Origin of the sequence: Janibacter endophyticus (assembly GCF_016888335.1) — a bacterium.
Lineage (GTDB): Bacteria > Actinomycetota > Actinomycetes > Actinomycetales > Dermatophilaceae > Marihabitans > Marihabitans endophyticum.
In genome coordinates, this window is the sequence record NZ_JAFEJG010000004.1 from 1051614 (window position 1) to 1071092 (window position 19479).

General features: G+C 70.8%; 18 protein-coding genes, 3 tRNA genes and 1 pseudogene. 18 read left to right on the plus strand and 4 right to left on the minus strand.

Annotation, left to right across the window (positions count from 1 at the left end):
- Positions 1–9 precede the first annotated feature (9 nt).
- From JNO54_RS05115 to JNO54_RS05145, 7 genes are all read left to right on the plus strand, one after another.
- Positions 10–825, plus strand: a complete 816-nt coding sequence (locus JNO54_RS05115) for an SDR family oxidoreductase (RefSeq protein WP_204142929.1) — start codon at positions 10–12, stop codon at positions 823–825.
- A 262-nt stretch (positions 826–1087) separates the two neighbouring features.
- A complete protein-coding gene (locus JNO54_RS05120) occupies positions 1088–2611 on the plus strand; it encodes an AMP-binding protein (protein ID WP_204142930.1) in 1524 nt (507 codons plus the stop codon).
- 41 nt (positions 2612–2652) lie between these two features.
- On the plus strand, positions 2653–3870 hold the full coding sequence (locus JNO54_RS05125; protein WP_204142931.1) for an acyl-CoA dehydrogenase family protein: 1218 nt from the start codon (positions 2653–2655) through the stop codon (positions 3868–3870).
- A complete protein-coding gene (locus tag JNO54_RS05130) occupies positions 3863–5032 on the plus strand; it encodes an acyl-CoA dehydrogenase family protein (protein WP_204142932.1) in 1170 nt (389 codons plus the stop codon). Before JNO54_RS05125 ends, JNO54_RS05130 begins: the two co-directional genes overlap by 8 nt.
- Positions 5029–6096, plus strand: coding sequence for an acyl-CoA dehydrogenase family protein (locus tag JNO54_RS05135; protein WP_204142933.1), 1068 nt, complete (start codon positions 5029–5031; stop codon positions 6094–6096). Before JNO54_RS05130 ends, JNO54_RS05135 begins: the two co-directional genes overlap by 4 nt.
- Before the next feature lie 34 nt (positions 6097–6130).
- Positions 6131–7327, plus strand: coding sequence for an acetyl-CoA C-acyltransferase (locus tag JNO54_RS05140; protein ID WP_204142934.1), 1197 nt, complete (start codon positions 6131–6133; stop codon positions 7325–7327).
- An 11-nt stretch (positions 7328–7338) separates the two neighbouring features.
- The gene (locus tag JNO54_RS05145; protein WP_204142935.1) at positions 7339–10518 is read left to right on the plus strand and encodes a carboxyl transferase domain-containing protein; all 3180 of its coding nucleotides are present in this window, start codon (positions 7339–7341) and stop codon (positions 10516–10518) included.
- A gap of 223 nt (positions 10519–10741) precedes the next feature.
- Here JNO54_RS05145 and JNO54_RS05150 read toward each other — a convergent pair whose 3' ends face one another.
- Together JNO54_RS05150 and JNO54_RS05155 are read right to left on the minus strand one after the other, a co-directional pair.
- Positions 10742–11110 carry a DUF1330 domain-containing protein gene (locus JNO54_RS05150; protein WP_204142936.1) on the minus strand — a complete coding sequence of 123 codons (369 nt, stop codon included), beginning with the start codon at positions 11108–11110 and terminating at the stop codon, positions 10742–10744.
- A 13-nt stretch (positions 11111–11123) separates the two neighbouring features.
- The gene (locus JNO54_RS05155; protein ID WP_204142937.1) at positions 11124–11618 is read right to left on the minus strand and encodes a YajQ family cyclic di-GMP-binding protein; all 495 of its coding nucleotides are present in this window, start codon (positions 11616–11618) and stop codon (positions 11124–11126) included.
- 86 nt (positions 11619–11704) lie between these two features.
- Between JNO54_RS05155 and JNO54_RS05160 the strand changes: the two genes are divergently transcribed.
- From JNO54_RS05160 to JNO54_RS05210, 11 genes and pseudogenes are all read left to right on the plus strand, one after another.
- Positions 11705–11785: transfer RNA gene (locus tag JNO54_RS05160), tRNA-Tyr, on the plus strand.
- 204 nt (positions 11786–11989) lie between these two features.
- Positions 11990–12598, plus strand: coding sequence for a DNA-3-methyladenine glycosylase I (locus tag JNO54_RS05165; RefSeq protein WP_204142938.1), 609 nt, complete (start codon positions 11990–11992; stop codon positions 12596–12598).
- Positions 12591–13010: an acyl-CoA thioesterase gene (locus JNO54_RS05170; protein ID WP_307818068.1), complete on the plus strand. Its 420-nt coding sequence runs from the start codon at positions 12591–12593 to the stop codon at positions 13008–13010. Before JNO54_RS05165 ends, JNO54_RS05170 begins: the two co-directional genes overlap by 8 nt.
- A 12-nt stretch (positions 13011–13022) precedes the next feature.
- Positions 13023–13368 (plus strand): annotated as a pseudogene (locus JNO54_RS05175) (VOC family protein); the annotation flags it as partial.
- Between the two features lie 222 nt (positions 13369–13590).
- Complete coding sequence (locus JNO54_RS05180) at positions 13591–15192, plus strand: choice-of-anchor I family protein (RefSeq protein ID WP_204142940.1); 1602 nt, start codon at positions 13591–13593, stop codon at positions 15190–15192.
- 92 nt (positions 15193–15284) lie between these two features.
- A tRNA-Thr gene (locus tag JNO54_RS05185) sits at positions 15285–15357 on the plus strand.
- A 41-nt stretch (positions 15358–15398) separates the two neighbouring features.
- Positions 15399–15472: transfer RNA gene (locus tag JNO54_RS05190), tRNA-Met, on the plus strand.
- 160 nt (positions 15473–15632) lie between these two features.
- Positions 15633–15803: a 50S ribosomal protein L33 gene (gene rpmG, locus JNO54_RS05195; protein ID WP_204142941.1), complete on the plus strand. Its 171-nt coding sequence runs from the start codon at positions 15633–15635 to the stop codon at positions 15801–15803.
- 85 nt (positions 15804–15888) lie between these two features.
- Positions 15889–16341, plus strand: a complete 453-nt coding sequence (locus JNO54_RS05200) for an FAS1-like dehydratase domain-containing protein (RefSeq protein ID WP_204142942.1) — start codon at positions 15889–15891, stop codon at positions 16339–16341.
- A complete protein-coding gene (locus tag JNO54_RS05205) occupies positions 16338–16763 on the plus strand; it encodes a MaoC family dehydratase (protein ID WP_204142943.1) in 426 nt (141 codons plus the stop codon). The genes JNO54_RS05200 and JNO54_RS05205 overlap by 4 nt, the downstream gene beginning before the upstream one ends.
- Positions 16763–17836, plus strand: a complete 1074-nt coding sequence (locus tag JNO54_RS05210) for a UDP-N-acetylmuramate dehydrogenase (RefSeq protein ID WP_204142944.1) — start codon at positions 16763–16765, stop codon at positions 17834–17836. The genes JNO54_RS05205 and JNO54_RS05210 overlap by 1 nt, the downstream gene beginning before the upstream one ends.
- A gap of 60 nt (positions 17837–17896) precedes the next feature.
- On the opposite strand, the gene JNO54_RS05215 is transcribed toward JNO54_RS05210, so the two are convergent.
- Positions 17897–18955, minus strand: coding sequence for an adenosine deaminase (locus JNO54_RS05215; RefSeq protein WP_372430726.1), 1059 nt, complete (start codon positions 18953–18955; stop codon positions 17897–17899).
- Entirely contained in the window at positions 18952–19458 is a 507-nt protein-coding gene (locus JNO54_RS05220; RefSeq protein WP_204142945.1) for a DUF5709 domain-containing protein, read from the minus strand. The genes JNO54_RS05215 and JNO54_RS05220 overlap by 4 nt, the downstream gene beginning before the upstream one ends.
- Between the last annotated feature and the right edge of the window lie 21 nt (positions 19459–19479).

Here is a 19479-nt window from a genome sequence, read left to right on the forward strand (position 1 = left end):
GGGGCGGGCATGCAGATCGCAGGGAAGACCGCAGTCGTGACCGGGGCGGCCGGCGGCATTGGTGCGGCACTCGCCGAGGCCCTCCTCGAAGGGGGTGCGCGAGTCGTCGTCTCTGACCTCGACGGCGAACGGCTCACGTCGACCGCGCAGCGGCTTGCCTCGGTCGCGGGTCCGGAATCCGTCGTCGCCGTCGCAGGCGACGCCTCGAGCGAGGGTGACATCGCGAGGATGATCGAGGCGGCCCAGGAGCACCACGGGCCGGTCGACCTCTTCTTCGCCAACGCGGGCGTCGGGGACGCGTCGGGGCTCGGGGCCACCGAGGACCAGTGGCGCCTCGCCATCGACGTCAACCTCCTGGCTCACGTGCGGGCTGCGCGCCGCCTCGTCCCGGAATGGCTCGAGCGGGGCTCCGGGTACTTCGTCTCCACGGCCTCCGCGGCCGGTCTGCTCACCCAGATCGGCTCTGCCACCTACTCCGTGAGCAAGCATGGCGCGGTCGCGTTCGCCGAGTGGCTCGCTGTCACCTACGGGGACCAGGGCGTCGGTGTGAGCTGCCTGTGCCCCATGGGCGTCGACACCGACATGCTCCGCGTCGGGATGAATGCCGACGGGGCCGAGGGCGGCTTGGTGGCGGCCGCGGCAGTGACCGAGGCAGGGGAGGTCCTCTCGCCGCGCTCGGTCGCGGACGAGGTGCTCGCGGCCGTCGAGGCGGGGAGCTTCCTCGTGACGCCCCATGCCGACGTACGGGAGTTCCAGCGGCGCAAGGTGGACGACCACGACCGCTGGATCCGCGGCATGCAGCGGTACTCGAAGACCCTGGGCTAGACCAGTCTGAATCTGAATTCATGTTTGACAACTGTTGCGGGCCGGGTCCAGACTCGGGCCAGACCCCGAGCGCCACCCCCCTCAGGCGTGGAGAGAGGGCAATAGCGAATCTGCGCCACCGCAGAGATGGTGCCCGCCCAGTAGCCCGGGTCGGCGAGGAGGCCGACGGTGAGCCGCATGCCGAGTACTCACGCGCTTGCTGTCCGCGGTCGGTGCTCGGTGGTGAAGGTAGACGGCACGGCACAGTGAAAGGTGAAGACTGATGCACAACGCAGCCCAGCTGGTCTGGGGTCACGCCGACTCGGGACCTGAGCGCCTCGCACTTCGTGTGGGAGACGAGTCCTGGTCCTTCGACGAGCTCCGCCGCTCGATCGCCTGGGCCATGGTCGAGCTGGAGGGCCGTGGTATCGGTCGAGGAGACCGGGTGCTGGTTGTCGTGCCAACGAGCGCTGAGTTCGTCATCGCCTATCACGCGATCCTGGCACTGGGGGCGACGGCAGTGACCGTCAACACCTTGTGCACGGAGCCGGAGCTGGCGTACTTCATCGAGGATGCCGAGTGCAGCTACGCGATCGGCTGGGACGAGACCGAGGACGCGGTCAAGGCAGCGGCCTCGGCGGCTCGTCTGGGGTTGTGGATCCTCAGCGCGGGGTGCATGGGCACTGCGGACGAGATCCCCGAGCTTGCTGATGTCGCAGGCGACGACGCGTCTGTCCTCCTGTACACCTCGGGCACCACCGGCCGGCCGAAGGGAGCCGTGCTCACCCACGACAACCTCACCAGCTGCGGCGCTGCCTTCAACGAGGCGCTGGACCTGTCCTCGGACGAACGCATGGGCACTGCTCTCCCGCTCTTCCACGTCTTCGGCCAGGCGGCCGTGATGTTCTCGACGTATCACGCCGGTGGATGCCTCTCGCTGCTGCGACCCTTCGACGCAGCAGCGCTGCTCGAGATGGCTGCTGAGCACCGATTGACTGCCATGTCCGGGGTGCCGACGATGTGGAACGCAATGCTGCACGCGGAGACCGACGTGACTGCGGACGACCTGGCGGACCTGCGTCTCGCCAGCTCCGGAGGAGCAGCCCTCCCGCTCGAGGTCGCGCTGGCCTTCGAGCGACGATTCGGCGCGATGGTGCTGGACGGTTACGGGCTCAGCGAGACCACAGGTGCGGCGACCTTCAACCAGGCGGACCGCCCGCGCAAGGACATGAGTGTCGGCCGTGCCCTTCCCGGCATGGAGATCACGGTTCTCGACGAGGCGCGGGAGCCGGTACCGGTCGGCGAGACCGGAGAGGTCGCCATCGCCGGCCCGGTCGTCATGCGTGAATACTGGAACCGGCCGGACGCCACAAGCGATGCGCGGCACGGTCGCTGGCTCCTCACCGGCGACATCGGACGCATGGATGAGGACGGCGACCTGTGGATCGTCGACCGTAAGAAGGACCTTGTCATCCGGGGCGGCTACAACGTCTACCCGCGCGAGGTGGAGGAGGTCCTCTACGCCCACCCGGACATCCTTGAGGCAGCGGTCATCGGTGTCCCTGACGAGCACCTGGGCGAGGAGATCGCGGCCGTGGTAACCCCTCGGCCGGGCGCGACCCTCGATCCGGCGGAGCTGCGGGGCTGGCTCGGTGAGCGGCTGGCCGCCTACAAGGTGCCGCGGATCTACAAGCTGGTCGAGGAGCTGCCCAAGGGCGCCACCGGCAAGATCCTCAAGCGTGCCCTGAACCGGTCCGAGGTCTCCACCACCGGCGCCCGCCCGGCACGCAGCTCCAAGACCCCTTAGCCGACTCATCTCGTCGGCCACCACGTACGAAGGAGAGCGTCATGCACTTCGCCTATGACGACAAGACGAAAGACCTGAGCGCCCGGTTGACGGCGTTCATGGACGAGCACATTTACCCGGCCGAGTCCACGTACTGGGAGCAGGTGGAGGCGGCCCCCGACGTATGGGCACCCCCGCCGGTGATCGACGGGCTCAAGGAGGCAGCCCGTTCCGCAGGTCTGTGGAACCTCTTCCTCCCGGGTAAGGACGGGGCCGGCCTCACCAACCTGCAGTACGCGCCGTTGTGCGAGATCCTCGGGCGGAGCCTCCACCTGGCGCCCGTCGCGACGAACTGCGCGGCACCGGACACGGGCAACATGGAGGTGCTGCACATGTTCGGCACCGACGAGCAGAAGGAGCAGTGGCTCAAGCCGCTCCTCGACGGTGATATCCGGTCGGCCTTCGCGATGACCGAGCCCCGGGTCGCCAGCTCGGATGCCACGAACATCGAGACGGGCATCGTGCGGGACGGGGACGAGTACGTCATCAACGGCCGCAAGTGGTACATCTCTGGGGCGATGAACCCGAACGCGGCGTTCTTCATCCTCATGGGCAAGACCGACCCATCGGCAGACCGGCACCGGCAGCAGTCGATGATCATCGTCCCCCGGGACACCCCCGGGGTCGACGTCCGCCGTGGCATGAAGGTCCTCGGCTACGACGATCGCGACCACGGTGGGCACGCGGAGATCGACTTCACCGACGTCCGTGTCCCTTCCTCGAACCTCATCGGAGAGGAGGGGGCCGGGTTCGCGATCGCCCAGGCCCGGCTAGGCCCGGGACGTATCCACCACTGCATGCGTCTCATCGGCATCGCCGAGCGTTCCCTCGAGCTGATGATCGACCGAGCGGCCGAGCGCGTCGCCTTCGGCAAGCCCCTCTCCGACCAGGGAGTGGTCCGCGAGTGGATCGCCGAGTCGCGTGTGCGGATCGAGCAGCTCCGCCTCCTGACCTTCAAGGCTGCCTGGCTCATGGACACCGTGGGCAACAAGGGTGCGCACACCGAGATCCAGGCGATCAAGATCGCTGCTCCGAGCACCGTCGAGTGGATCGTCGACAAGGCCGTGCAGGTGCACGGCGCGGGCGGGCTCAGCCAGGACTTCCCGGTCGCCGAGTGGTTCGCCCAGGTGCGGACGCTGCGCTTCGCGGACGGCCCTGACGAGGTGCACAAGAACGCCCTTGCCCGCCACGAGATCCGTCGGAGGACCGCCAATGCCTGAGCTCAAGACCAAGGTTCGTGACCTGCTCGACGCCCACGACCCGGCGACCACCGATCCCGCAGAGTTCCTCGGCGCACGCTTCGACGCAGGCCTGGCCTGGGTGCACTTCCCCGAGGGTCTCGGTGGTCTGGGCCTCTCTCGCGGGCGGCAGGAGGAGGTCGACCGTCTCCTTGCGGAGGCCGGTGCGCCGGAGCCTGATGTCGGGCGCAACAGCATCGGTCTCGGCATGGCGGCCCCTACCCTCATCGCCTTCGGGACCCCAGAGCAGCAGGAGCGCTACCTCCGCCCGCTGTACACGTCTGAGGAGATCTGGTGCCAGCTCTTCAGCGAGCCTGGTGCCGGCTCAGACCTGGCAGCCATCGCCACCCGAGCCGTCCAGGAGGGCGACACCTGGGTGGTCGACGGCCAGAAGGTGTGGACCTCGGGAGCCCACAACGCCCAGCGGGCGATCCTCGTTGCCCGGACCGACACCTCGGTGGCGAAGCACGCAGGCCTCACCTACTTCGTGGTGGACATGAGCGACCCGGGTGTCGACGTCCGACCCCTCCGGCAGGTGACCGGCGAGGCAGAGTTCAACGAGGTCTTCCTCACCGGGGTGCGGGTGCCGGACGCCGACCGCATCGGCGAGGTCGGCCAGGGCTGGAAGGTCGCCACGACCACCCTGAACAACGAGCGTGTCGCGATCAGCGCGGGCAACGACCGCGAGGCCGGCCAGATCGGTCTCGTCGCGCAGCAGTGGCGGGACGACCCGTCCGTGCGCACGCCCGGGGCTCAGGCCGAGCTGCTCGCGTGGTGGGTGGAGTGCGAGGTCACGAGGATCGCCGGTGAGCGGCTGCGACAGCAGCTCGAGTCGGGCCAGCCCGGCCCGGAGAGCTCGGCGATGAAGCTGGCCTTCGCTCGCCAGGCGCAGCAGATCACCGGCTTCGCCCTCGAGCTCGACCCCGCGAAGGGGCTCCTCTACGACGACTGGACGATGGTCCGTTCAGCGTCCGCATCCTTCCTCGGCCGGGGTCCGGGCTTCCGTTACCTCCGCGCCAAGGGCAACTCCATCGAGGGGGGGACGAGCGAGATCATGCGCAACGTCGTGGCCGAGCGAGTCCTCGGCCTCCCGCCAGACCACCGCCCCGACAAGGGCATCCCGTTCAAGGACGTGCCGCGATGACTGATCTGCTCTACTCCGACGTCGAGGAGTCTCTCCGCTCGAGCGTGCGCTCCACGCTCCAGCGCACGGTGGGGGACGACCTCGTCGCGCGGCTCTTCGACGAGCCGTCGACCGACACCTCCGCCGTCTGGCGAGCGCTCGCCGAGCAGCTCGGGCTGGCCGGCCTGCTCGTGCCCGAGTCGCTCGGCGGTGTGGGGGCCGGACCCCGTGAGGCTGCTGTGGTCCTCGAGGAGCTGGGGCGGGCGGTCGCGCCGGTCCCGTTCCTCACGAGCGCGGTCGTCGCGACCACCGCGCTCGTGGTCGCGGGCGACGAGCAGGACCTGCCGCGTCTCGCCTCGGGCGAGGTGACCGCCGTGCTCGTGCTGCCGTGGACCGCGCGACGCGGCGCATGGACGGCTGTCGGCGAGTCGGCCGAGCCGGTCGCCGGGGCCCTCGACGCAGACGTCTTCCTCGTGCCGGTCTCCGGCAGCGGGGGCGAGACCTCGCTCCGCGTGCTGACGAGCGACGAGGTGAGCGTCGAGGCGCTGACCTCGCTCGACATGAGCCGTCCGCTCGCTCGTGTCAGCGTCACCGGCGAGGGGCGCGAGGTGGACTCGGGCGACGCAGCGGACCGAGCTGTCGACGCGGCGCTCGCCGCCGGGACGGCACTCATCGCCTCGGAGCAGCTCGGTCTCGCGCAGTGGTGCCTGGAGACGACGGTGGAGTACGCCAAGACCCGGGTCCAGTTCGCTCGTCCGATCGGTTCGTTCCAGGCGATCAAGCACCGGCTGGCCGACCTGTACCTCGCCGTCGTGCAGTCCCAGTCGGCTGCGCGTTACGCGGCCGCGACCCTGGCGGACGAAGACCCAGACCAGGCGGTCGCCCAGGCTGTCGCCGGGTCCTGGTGCTCCGACGTGGCCGTGCTCGCAGCCGAGGAGGCCCTCCAGCTGCACGGCGGCATCGGCATGACGTGGGAGCACCCGGTCCACACCTATCTCAAGCGAGCCAAGGCTGACCAGCTGGCGCTCGGGACGCCCGACGCCCACCGCTCGGACCTTGCACAGCTCGTCGACCTCACCCTCTGACCACTCGTAGCCACCACAGACACAGGAGTTCTCCATGCGCGAAGCAGTCATCGTCTCCACCGCTCGTACCCCCATCGGCAAGGCCTACCGCGGCGCTTTCAACGACACCCAGGCCCAGGAGCTCATCGGCCACGCGGTGCGCCACGCCGCTGACCGCGCCGGAGTCACAGGGACCGACGTCGAGGACGTCGTCATCGGTGCGGCGCTCCAGCAGGGCTCGACCAACATGAACATCGGCCGCCAGGCTGCGCTGCGTGCCGGTCTCGGCGTCAAGGTCGCCGGGATGTCGGTCGACCGGCAGTGCGCGAGCGGGCTGATGGCCATCGCCACAGCGGCGAAGCAGGTCGTCCACGACGGGATGGACGTCGCCATCGGTGGTGGCGTGGAGTCGATCTCGCTCGTGCAGAACGAGCACATGAACACCTACCGCATGAAGGACCCCTGGCTCGTCGAGAACATCCCTGCGACGTACATGTCGATGCTCGAGACGGCCGAGATCGTCGCTCAGCGGTACGGCGTCTCGCGTGAGGCGCAGGACGAGTACTCTCTCCAGTCGCAGCAGCGCACCGCCGCCGCCCAGGAGGCGGGTCTCTACGTCGACGAGATCGTCCCGCTCCCGACGCGCAAGGTCGTCGTCGACAAGGCGACCGGTGAGACCTCGCAGCAGGACGTCACCCTGGAACTGGACGAGGGCAACCGCCCCAGCACGACGATCGACGACCTCACGAAGCTCCGTCCGGTCCTCGCGAAGGATGGCGATGACTCGAAGTTCATCACCGCCGGCAACGCGTCCCAGCTCTCCGACGGGGCAGCCGCTGTCGTCATCATGGAGGCCGAGCTCGCGAAGGAGCGCGGCCTGGAGCCGCTCGGCATCCTCCGGGGCATCGCGGTCGCTGGCTGCGAGCCGGACGAGATGGGCATCGGGCCTGTCTTCGCGGTGCCGCGCCTCCTCGAGCGCCACGGGCTCACCGTGGACGACATCGACCTCTGGGAGCTCAACGAGGCCTTCGCCGTCCAGGCGCTGTACTGCCGGGACCGTCTCGGGATCGACCCGGAGAAGTACAACGTCAACGGTGGAGCCATCTCCATCGGCCACCCGTACGGCATGAGCGGTGCCCGGATGACCGGTCACCTCCTGCTCGAGGGTCGTCGCCGCGGCGCCAAGCTCGGCGTGGTCACCATGTGCGTGGGCGGCGGCATGGGCGCGGCAGGTCTCTTCGAGATCCTCTGAGCCGCATCTCCGTGTCTGTCTTCGTCGCCAACCGTGGAGAGGTGGCCGTCCGCGTCGTGCGAGCGGCCCAGGAGGCCGGCCTCAGGTCGGTCGTCGCCGTCACCCGGGCGGAGGTGGACTCCCTGGCTGCCCGGCTGGCTGACACGGTCCACGTCCTGCCTGACGAAGGGGTGGCCGCCTACCTCGACGCTGAGGCACTGGTCGCCGGGGCAGCCGAGCACGGCTGCCGCCTGCTCCACCCGGGCTACGGGTTCCTCAGCGAGGACCCGCGCCTGGCGCGGGCGTGCGCCGACGCTGGCGTGACCTTCGTCGGCCCGGGCCCCGACCTCCTCGAGCTCTTCGGGGACAAGGTGCGGGCCCGCGAGGCGGCCCGGCGTGCCGAGGTCCCGGTCCTGCCGGCGACGGCGGTAGGCATCTCCGAGGCGGAGGCCCAGGCCTTCGCCTCGGAGCACGGAGGCGCGGTCATGATCAAGGCGGCCGCAGGAGGTGGCGGGCGGGGCATGCGTGCTGTCCCCGCTGGTGAGCCGCTGGCTGACGCCTGGCAGCGGGCTCGCTCCGAGGCCGGCCGCAGCCTCGGCTCCGACGCGCTGTTCGTCGAGCTCTACGTCGAGCGGGCACGGCATGTCGAGGTCCAGGTCGTCGCCGACGGCGAAGGGGGTGTCGCGCACCTGGGCGAGCGGGACTGCTCGGTCCAGCGACGCTTCCAGAAGGTCGTCGAGGTCGCCCCGGCACCTCACCTGCCCCCGTCGACCCGTGACGAGCTCACCGCCGCCGCAGTCCGCCTGATCTCGGGGACGGGCTACGTGGGGCTCGCAACGGTGGAGTTCCTCGTGGACGCGGACGACCCGGGGCGCTGGTGGTTCATCGAGGTCAACCCGCGTCTCCAGGTCGAGCACCCGGTCACCGAGCTGGTCACCGGTGTGGACCTGGTCCAGACCCAGCTGGGGCTCGCCACCGGGCAGACCCTCGACCAGCTGGGGCTCGGGGGAGGGCCCAGCGTCCGTGGGGTCGCCGTCGAGCTGCGCGTCGCAGCCGAGCGCCCCGCTGCCGACGGCTCGGCCGTCCCGGCGCACGGGGTTGTGAGCGACCTCGCGCTGCCCACCGGGCCTGGGATCAGGGTCGACACCCATCTCGTCGAGGGCAGCCGGGTCGACGGCACCTTCGACTCGCTGGTGGCCAAGGTCGTCGCCCATGGTCACGACCTCGACGGGGCCCTGCGCAAGGGCCGGCAGGCACTGCGGGAGACGGTGGTCGGCGGGCTCGAGACCAACCTCGCGCTGCTGCAGGGAGTGCTCGCCCACGAGGACCTGCCCAGCTGGTCGGTCACCACGCAGTGGCTGGCGGGCACGGGTCTCGCCGACTCGGTGACCTCCGGCGGTGTCGACGGCGTGGTCCTCTCGGACATGGCAGGGACGGTCGTCACGGTCCTCGTCGACGAGGACCAGACGGTGGCCAAGGGGGACCCCCTCGTCGTCGTTGAGGCCATGAAGATGGAGCACGTCGTGCCCGCGCCGGTGAGCGGCGTCGTCGCCTCGGTCCAGGCTCGGCAGGGCGCGACGACGGCTCCTGGGGACCGCCTCGTGGTGCTGACCCCGGACGCCGACCAGGACGGCGACGACACGGAGGGCCCAGGGGTCGACCTCGACGCCGAGCGGGACGACCTCCGTCGGCTGCTGGAGCGGCGGGACCGACGGATGGACGAGGCCCGGCCCGACGCTGTCGCCAAGCGGCACGGTCGGGGCCAGCGCACCGCACGCGAGAACATCGCGGACCTGTGCGACGACGGCACCTTCGCCGAGTACGGCGGCTTCGCCGTGGCAGCCCAGCGGGCGCGCCGCAGCGAGGATGACCTGATCACCAGCACCCCTGCCGACGGCATCGTCACGGGCGTCGGCCGGGTGACGGCGGTGCCGGGTGCCGACGAGACCAGGTGTGCCGTCCTCGCGTACGACTACACCGTGCTCGCAGGCACGCAGGGCTACCTGAACCACAAGAAGACCGACCGGGTCCTCGAGCTCGCGGAGCGGCAACGACTGCCTGTCGTCCTCTTCGCCGAGGGTGGCGGAGGTCGACCGGGGGACACCGACACCACGGTGGCCAGCGGTCTCGACGTCCCGACCTTCGCGACCATGGGACGGCTGAGCGGGCTGGTCCCGACGGTGGGCATCGCCTCCGGGCGCTGCTTCGCGGGCAATGCCGCCCTGCTGGGCTGCTGCGACGTCATCATCGCCACCCGCGACTCCAACATCGGCATGGGCGGCCCGGCGATGATCGAGGGCGGTGGGCTCGGGGTGTTCGCGCCTGAGGAGATCGGGCCGATCGACGTCCAGGGCGCCAACGGTGTCGTCGACGTCGTGGTCGCCGACGAGGCGGAGGCGGTCGCAGTGGCGCGCCGGTACCTGGGGTACTTCCAGGGACGTACCGAGCGCTGGAGCGCGCCGGACCAGCGCCGGCTGCGACATGTCGTCCCGGAGAACCGCCTGCGCGCGTACGACGTGCACCAGGCCATCGAGGCGCTGGCCGACGAGGACAGCGTCCTCGAGCTCCGGGGTGGTTTCGCGCCGGGTGTGATCACGGCCCTGGTGCGCATCGAGGGACGACCGATGGGCCTCGTGGCCAACAACCCCCGTCATCTTGGCGGTGCGATCGACGCGCCGGCCGCCGACAAGCTGGCCCGCTTCCTGCAGCTCTGCGACGCGCACGGGCTGCCGGTCCTGTCCCTCTGCGACACCCCCGGCTTCATGGTCGGCCCGGAGCACGAGCGCACGGCGACGGTCCGGCACTTCGCCCGGCTCTTCGTCATCGGGGCCCATCTCCAGGTGCCGATGGTCACCGTGGTGCTGCGCAAGGCGTACGGCCTGGGTGCGCAGGCCATGGCGGCCGGCAGCTTCCACCGTCCGACGGCGACGCTGGCCTGGCCGACGGGCGAGGTCGGTGGCATGGGGCTCGAGGGGGCGGTACGCCTCGGCTTCCGACGTGAGCTGGAGGCGATCACCGACCCCGTCGAGCGCCGGGCCCTCGAGGAGCGACTGCTCGCCGACCTCTACGAGCGCGGTCGCGCGGTCAACGCGGCGGCGGTCGTCGAGCTCGACGACGTCATCGACCCGGCGGACACCCGGCGATGGGTGCTTGCCGCACTTCCCTCCGTGTCTTCGGGCGACGGCGGGTCCCGATACATCGACACCTGGTGAGGTATGGGCCTCTCGACCGCACGAGGGCGTGCTGGCGCACACCTCCCGGGCTGTGGGCCAGGGGTCCTGGCTCGCGCAGGTTCTTCCCCGCGCGCGGGATGTCGACGGTCCTCCTCGAAGGCACCGGACCAACTCTCACCCGCGTGGGTGTCGGCTGCGGAGAAGGCGCGCGAGCGTGCCCACCGGCAGCGCGGCCAGCGGTTCGCGCCGGTCCTGACCGGTGTCAGCGGGCCGGCCAGGGCACGGTGGGCTGAAGCACCGCCTCGACCAGCGCCTCGCTCCGTAGGTGCGTCCCCTCCTGGTACGCAGGGTCGGCCACCATCTCGCTGAAGGCGCGGCGCGTTGGGTAAGAGACAAGGAGCACCGCGTCCCAGGCCTGACCATGCTCTGCCACGAGCGGGTTGCCTCCGTCGCCCGCGTAGACCACCTCGGCGCCGAAGGCGCGAGCGTGCTTCGCGAAGTGCTTGACGTACGCCTCGTACTGCGCGCGGCCGCCCTCACGGAAGCGCAGGAGGTTGAGCATGACGACCGGTTCCTCCGGCGCTGCTGCGAGGAACTCCTTGAGACTCTTCCCGGTCGGGTCGACCGCCATGGTTCCCTCCTGGTCAGCGGTAGTTCGTGAACTGCAGGGCGACGTCGAGGTCCTTGCCCTTGAGCAGCGCGATGATCGACTGGAGGTCGTCGCGGGACTTGCTCGTCACGCGCAGCTCGTCGCCCTGGATCTGGGCCTTGACGCCCTTCGGGCCCTCGTCCCGGATGATCTTGGAGATCTTCTTCGCGTTCTCCTGGTCGATGCCCTCCTTCATCGGGCCAGAGAGGACGTACTCCTTGCCCGACGGCTTGGGCTCCTTGTCGCCGAAGTCGATCTGCTTGAGGGAGACCCCGCGGCGGACGAGCTTGGTCTCGAAGACGTCGACGACGGCGAGGACCCGGTCGGCGGTGTTGGCCTTGACGACGACGGAGTCCCCGGACCATTCGATGGAGGCGCCGACGCCCTTGAAGTCGTAGCGGGTCGAGACCTCCTTGGCGGCCTGGTTGAGGGCGTTGTCGACCTCCTGCTTGTCGACCTTGCTGACGATGTCGAAGCTGCTGTCGGCCATGGCGGGTGTCCTCCTGGGCTCGTGGTGGTCGTCGGGGGCGCGCGATTTAGCCTGCGTGCCGCGGCTTGCTATCCTTCCACGCGCACGGCAGGTTGCCCGAGCGGCCAATGGGAGTGGACTGTAAATCCATCGCGAAAGCTACGAAGGTTCGAATCCTTCACCTGCCACGCCAGTGCGAAGGCCCCGGACGGAACCCGTCCGGGGCCTTCGTCGAGCAGCGGGTGGACTCGGCGGCTGAGCGTGCGCGGGCCCGACGACCGTTGCCTCGCTGCCGAGTCCTGCCTCCGCCCGGCTGTCGCGCCGGCTGTGAGCAGAGCGCGTGGCAAGGGTCGTCGTACCCGCGAGTCACCTACGGCTGGCACGATCGGCCCATGAGCGATGTGGTGATCGGCGGCGACGGTCTCGCCAGACCGGCCTGGGCGAGCGTCGACCCTCTCCTGCGCGACTACTACGACACCGAGTGGGGCATGCCCGTGCGCGAGGAGCAGGGGCTCTTCGAGCGGCTCAGTCTCGAGGCCTTCCAGTCCGGGTTGTCGTGGGCGACGATCCTGCGCAAGCGGCCCGCCTTCCGGGCGGCCTTCGACGGCTTCGACCCGGACCGTGTCGCGTCCTACGACGACGGGGACGTCGGCCGCCTCCTCGGGGACGCGGGCATCGTCCGCAACCGGCGCAAGGTCGAGGCGACGATCGCCAACGCGGCGGCGACGATCGCCCTTCGCCCCGATGGCGGCCTCGCCGAGCTCGTCTGGTCCTTCCAGCCCGCGATGACCCCCACGCCCCGCACCCACGACGAGATCCCGACGACCTCACCCGAGTCCGTCGCGCTCGCCAGGGAGCTCAAACGGCGCGGCTTCCGGCACGTCGGACCGACGACGATGTTCGCCCTCATGGAGGCGGTCGGCATCGTCGACACGCACCTCGTCGACAGCCACCGGCGGGGTACCTCGGGCGTGTGGCGGCAGGATGGGTCCCGTGCCTGACGACCCGCAGCGATACCCCTTCGTCACCGAGCTCCCGACCCGGTGGAACGACAACGACCAGTACGGCCACGTCAACAACACGGTCCACTACCAGGTGATGGACACGGTGATCAACGACTGGCTCCAGGCCCACGGCTTCGACCCCGGGGGCGACGTCGTGGACCTCGTCCCCGAGACGGGCTGCCGCTACCTCGCCGAGATCGCCTATCCCGACCCCTTCGTCGTCGGTCTCGGCATCGAGCGACTCGGCCGGACCTCGGTCACCTGGGCGGTCGAGATGCGCCGGGGGAGCGACCACGAGGTGGTGGCCGTTGGCCGATTCGTCCACGTCTTCGTCGACCGGGAGACCCGTCGGCCCGTAGCGTTGCCGACCCACCTGCTGCCAGCCCTGGAGGCCCTGCAGGCCTCCTGATCGGAGCGCGCCATGACCACCGCGAAGAACACCGTCTGCCTCTGGTACGACCAGGGCGCTGAGGAGGCCGCGGAGTTCTACGCCTCGGTCTTCCCCGACACCACCGTCGACGCCGTGCGGCGCGCCGAGCGACTTCCCGGGTGGCTCGAAGGGGGACGTCCTCACCGTCGAGGCGACGATCCTCGGCATCCCGTGCGTCCTGCTCAACGGCGGGGACACCTTCGCGCAGAGCGAGGCCTTCTCCTTCCAGGTCGCGACCGAGGACCAGGCCGAGACGGACCGCTACTGGGACGCGATCGTCGGCAACGGCGGCCAGGAGAGCCAGTGCGGGTGGTGCAAGGACCGGTGGGGGCTCTCGTGGCAGATCACCCCGCGGGTGCTCACCGAGGCGACGACCTCCGGCGACGAAGGGGTGGCCGCGCGGGCCTTCGAGGCGATGCTGACGATGCAGCGGATCGACGTGGCGGCCATCGAGCGCGCGGTCGCCGGGGGCTGAGCCGACCGACTGGTCACCCAGGCTTCGCCGCTCGTTCAGGTCGCAGACGCCGGGCCGACCCTAGGCGCTTCCTAGGTTGCGCTCATGACGATCCCCCGCGCGGCCCGGAGCCGCACCGCAGCACTCGCCCTCACCCTCACGGCCGGCCTCGCGCTCGCCCCCTTCGCCTCGACGGCCTCTGCCGGTGAGGCCCAGGACGCCCTCACGCTGAGCCCGCTCGGCACCTACTCGACCGGCGCCTTCGCCGAGGGTGCCTCCGAGATCGTGGCCTACGACCCGCAGCACCACCGCGCCTTCGTCGTCAACGCCTTCGCCGGCACCGTCGACGTCCTCGACATCAGCGACCCCACACAGCCGACCAAGGCGGCCACCCTCGACACCCCGGGGGCGAACTCCGTCGCCGTCCGGCACGGTCTGGTCGCCGTCGCGCAGCAGGCCGAGGTCAAGACCGACCCGGGCACGCTCACCCTCTTCGACGCCACGAGCCTCGAGCAGACCGGCGAGGTCACCGTCAGCGCCCTGCCCGACATGGTGACGATCACCGACAACGGCAGCTACGCGCTCGTCGCCAACGAGGGTGAGCCCGAGGGCTACTGCGAGGGGCAGGTCGACCCCGAGGGCAGCATCTCCGTCGTCGACCTGCGCCGCGGCGCCGCCCGCGCCACGGTCCGTACCGCCGACTTCCGGGCGTTCAACAGCCAGGTCGACGCCCTGCGGGACGCAGGCGTACGCATCTACGGTCCCGGTGCGAGCGTCGCCCAGGACCTCGAGCCGGAGTACATCACCGTGTCCGGCAACAAGCGCACCGCCTACGTCAGCCTCCAGGAGGCCAACGCGATCGCCGTCGTCGACATCGCCTCGGCGCGCGTCACCGACATCCGCCCGCTCGGCCTCAAGGACCACTCGGTCGCGGGGCAGGGGCTCGACGCCTCCGACAAGGACGACGCGATCAACATCGCCACGTGGCCGGTCAAGGGCATGTACCAGCCCGACGCCATCGAGGCCTTCCGGGCGAAGGGGGGCGAGTACCTCGTCACCGCCAACGAGGGCGATGCCCGCGACTACGACTGCTTCGCCGAGGAGGAGCGCACCGCCGACCTCGAGCTCGACCCGAGCGTCTTCCCGGACGCCGACACCCTCCAGGGCAAGAAGGCCATCGGCCGTCTCAACGCGACGACCACCTCGCCGCAGAACGCTGCCGGCCAGTACACCGAGCTGCACGTCCTCGGCGGGCGCTCCGTCTCTGTGCGCGACGCCGCGACCGGCGCCCTCGTGTGGGACTCCGGCGACCAGCTCGAGCGGCTGATCGCCGACCGCGCGCCTGAGCTCTTCAACGCCAACCACGACGAGGACGACTCCTTCGACAACCGCAGCGACAACAAGGGCCCTGAGCCCGAGGGCCTCGACGTCGGCAAGGTCGAGGGTCGGACCTACGCCTTCGTCGGGCTCGAGCGCGTCTCGGGGCTGGTCGCGGTAGACGTGAGCGACCCGCGCCGGGCGGCGCTGGCGGGCTTCGGTCTCAACCGGGACGCCGAGGGCGAGGCCGAGGCGGGCACGGCCGGCGACCTCGGGCCGGAGGGCGTCCACTTCGTCTCCGCAGGCGAGAGCCCGACCGGGACGCCGCTCGTCCTCGTCGGTAACGAGGTCTCGGGCACGACCACCGTGTGGGAGGTCAGCGGCCGCTGAGCCGACGGTTCGAGCATGGCGACCGGCCCCCGATTTTCATCCGGGGCCGGTCGCCATGTAATCTCTCCCAGGCGCCTCGCCCAGCGAGGCACGCCCCCTTAGCTCAGTCGGCAGAGCGTTTCCATGGTAAGGAAAAGGTCGTCGGTTCGATTCCGACAGGGGGCTCAGGTCTGACCGGCCCGGCGTGTCTGGGTCGTCAGCCCCATGGCGGGGTAGCTCAGCTGGTTAGAGCGCACGACTCATAATCGTGAGGTCGCGGGATCGAGCCCCGCTCCCGCTACGAGCACCACGGTGCCTCAGGGTCCGCCTCCGCGGATTTCGTGGGGGATGTCCAGGTGTCCTATCCTGTTGTGTCGACAGGCCGCCGACACCGGCGTGCCGACGCAGCACCCCGCACCATTTCCGTACGCAGTCTTTTCGTTCCGAGAGCAGGTTGACCCGTGGCCACCAAGAGCGCCGACGTCCGTCCCAAGATCACGATGGCGTGCACGGAGTGCAAGGAGCGCAACTACATCACCAAGAAGAACCGGCGGAACAACCCCGACCGCATGGAGCTGTCGAAGTTCTGCCCGCGCTGCGGCAAGCACACCGCGCACCGCGAGACCCGCTGAGGTCCTTCGCCCCGCACCTCCTCGACGCCGCCCCGACCACCAGGTCCGGGCGGCGTCGTGCTGTCCCCGCACTAGGGTGGAGCCCATGCCTGTCAACGAGTCCTTCGTCGGACGGACCTACCCGCCGACCGAGCCCTTCCAGGTGGGCCGAGAGGCCATCCGCGACTTCGCCGCCGCGGTCGGCGCCACCTCGCGCCTGCACCACGACGTCGAGGCGGCCCGGGAGGCGGGCTACCGCGACCTCGTCGCGCCCCCGACCTTCGCGGTCATCGCCGGCCAGCGCACCGACGCCCAGTTCGTCGCCGATCCCGAGGCGGGCGTCGACTTCTCCCGGGTCGTCCACGGCGAGCAGCGCTTCGTGCACCACCGGCCGATCGTGGCGGGTGACGAGCTGCGCGGCATCCTCACGATCGACAGCGTCCGGTCCGCTGGGGGGCACACGATGGTGACGATGCGCAGCGACCTCGTCGACCCCGACGAGCAGCCGGTCGCGACCTCGCTCTCGACGATCGTCATCCGCGGGGAGGAGTCCGCATGAGCACCCGCACGCACGACTCGGTGCGCGTCGGCGACGAGCTGCCCGCCCGCACCCTGCACGTCGACCGCGCCACCCTGGTCCACTACGCCGGCGCCTCCGGCGACCGCAACGTCATCCACTGGGACGAGCGCTTCGCTCAGCGGGTCGGGCTGCCTGACGTCATCGCCCACGGCATGTGGACCATGGGGGCAGCCGTCGAGGTCGTCACGGACTGGGTCGGCGACCCCGCCCGGGTCATCGAGTACGGCACCCGCTTCATCCGCCCCGTCGTCGTCCCCTATGAGGGCGGCGCCGACATCGAGGTCACGGGTGTCGTCAAGAGCGTCGACGACCAGATGCGACGCGCCGTCGTCGAGCTCACGGCGCGCGTCGGCGACGACAAGGTCCTCGGCCGCTGCCAGGCCACCGTCCAGCTCGACTGATGCGCACCGAGCACCAGGCGCCGATCGCGCCGCTCACGACCATGCGCGTCGGTGGTCCCGCAGCGACGCTCGTGACCGCCGAGACGACCGACGAGGTCGTCGCCGCGGTCCGTGAGGCCGACGCCGAGGGGCGTGACCTCCTCGTCGTCTCCGGGGGCTCCAACCTCGTCGTCTCCGACGACGGCTTCGACGGGACCGTGCTGCGCATCGCCGCCCGGGGGGTGAGCGTCGACTCGCAGGACGCCTGCTCGGGGGCCTTCGTCACGGTCGCGGCCGGCGAGCCGTGGGACGACCTCGTCGCCCGGTCGGTCGCCGAGGGCTGGTCCGGCATCGAGGCGCTGAGCGGCATCCCCGGCCTCACCGGTGCCACGCCGGTCCAGAACGTCGGCGCCTACGGCCAGGAGGTCGCCCAGACCATCGCCCGGGTCCGCGTCTACGACCGGGCGAAGGGGGAGATCCGCACCTTCGCCGGTGGCGACTGCCAGTTCACCTACCGGCACTCGCGGTTCAAGGGCACCGACCGTTACGTCGTGCTCGAGGTCTCTTTCCAGCTCGTCCTCGGCGACCTCAGCGCGCCTGTCGCCTACGCCGACCTCGCCCGCCAGCTCGGTGCCGGGCTGGGGGAGCGGGTCCCGCTCGCCGACGCGCGGGAGGCCGTCCTCGCCCAGCGGCGCCTGCGCGGGATGGTCCTCGACGAGAGCGACCACGACACGTGGAGCTGCGGGTCCTTCTTCACCAACCCGATCCTGTCCGCCGGAGACTTCGAGGCGCTGCTCGGCCGCGCGGCCGAGCGGCTCGGTGCCGACGGCCCGACCCCGCCACGTTTCGAGGGTTCGGACGGCACGGTCAAGACGAGCGCCGCGTGGCTCATCGCCAAGGCGGGCTTCGGCAAGGGGTACAAGATGCCCGGCCCGGCGGCCCTCTCGACGAAGCACACCCTCGCCATCACCAACCGTGGCTCGGCCACGGCGGCGGACGTCGCCGCGCTGGCCCGCGAGGTCCGCGACGGGGTCCAGGACGCCTTCGGCGTCACCCTGGTCAACGAGCCGGTCTTCGTCGGCCACAGTCTCTGACCCGGCCCGAGGACGACGAAGGGGTACGGCCGGTGGCCGTACCCCTTCACGTCTGCCATGTCAGAGGCTCGACGACCGGTCGTCAGCCAACCAGGAGTCGATGTCGGCCAGGGACTGCTCGCGGACGCCTCCCGGAGCACGGCTCATCCTGATCGAGTTGCGCGCGAGCTCCGCGATCTCCGCGTCGTCGAGCCCGTGGTCCGCCCGGGCCGAGACGTACTGGTCGACGAGCCGGCTGCCGAAGAGCAGGGGGTCGTCGGCGCCGAGCGCGATCTGCGCGCCGGAGTCGACGAGCCGGCGCAGCGGCACCTCCGTGGCGTCGCCGTAGACCCCGAGCGAGACGTTGCTGCCCGGGCAGACCTCGAGACCCACCCCGGCCTCGACGACCTGGTCGAGCACCCGGGGGTCCTCGACGGAGCGCACCCCGTGGCCGAGACGCTGCGGGGCGAGCGCCGCGAGCGTCGTCTCCACCGCAGTCGGGCCGAGCAGCTCGCCGGCGTGCGGCGCGAGGAGCAGCCCCGCCCGCTCCGCGATACGGAAGGCCGGCGCGAAGTCCTCGGTCTCACCCCTTCGCTCGTCGTTGGACAGGCCGAAGCCGATGACGGCACCCGGCCCCTCGCCCGCGTGCTGCGACGCCAGCCGGGCCAGGGTCCTCGCCTCGAGGGGGTGCCGGATCCGGCTCGCGGCGACGATGACGCCGACCTGGGCGGCGCCGGTCTCCGCCGCGGACGCGGAGACGGCCCGGGCCTCGTCGAGCACGATCTCGATCGCGGGGGTGATCCCGCCGACGTAGGGGGCGTAGGAGGTCGGGTCGACCTGGATCTCCAGCCAGCGCGAGCCCTCGGCGCCGTCGTCGATCGCCGCCTCCCGGATGATCCGCCGCATGTCGGCCTCGCCGCGCACGCAGTGCCGCGCCGCGTCGTAGAGCCGCTGGAAGCGGAACCAGCCGCGCTCGTCCGCCGCGGAGAGCCGCGGCGGGTAGGACGACTCGTCGAGGGCGCGGGGGAGCCGGATGCCGTGGGCGGCAGCCATCTCGCGCACGGTCTCCACCCGCATCGAGCCGGTGAAGTGCAGGTGCAGGTGCGCCTTGGGCAGGCGCGCCAGGTCGCGCCCGGTCAGCTGCGGTCCTCGTCGGTGTCGATGATGTGCATCGCGGCCTCCTCGGCGGAGGCTGCGCCGCCGTCGACGCCGACGTCACGGCCCCAGGCCTCGGCGTCGGTGTCCTCGTGGCTGCCCTCGTCGGGGGCGACGAGCCGACCGGCGCGCTGGTCGCCGACCTCGGAGTCGCCGAGCCAGTCGTCCTCCGCGTCGATGGCGTCCGGGTCGTCCCCGCCCACCCGCGGCCGGTCCAGGCCCGACTCGTTGTCGGGCGCACCGTAGGCGCTGTGCGGGTCCGGTATCTCCTGCTTGATCCGCTCGTCGATGGACTCCTCGAGCGTCTGCTCGTGTGCCGTGACGCCGTGCGCCATCGACCCGCGGGCGCTGTCGGCGGGGGAGTACCCGGCGTCGAGCGCGTCCTCGCCCTGGTCGTCGACGAGGGTGTCCTCCGGCTGGAGCTGGTCCTCGTCGTCGAGGCTGTAGCTGGTGAGGTCGCTGTCGAGGTTCTCGTTGCGCTCGCTCATCGGTGTGCTCCTTCCATCGGT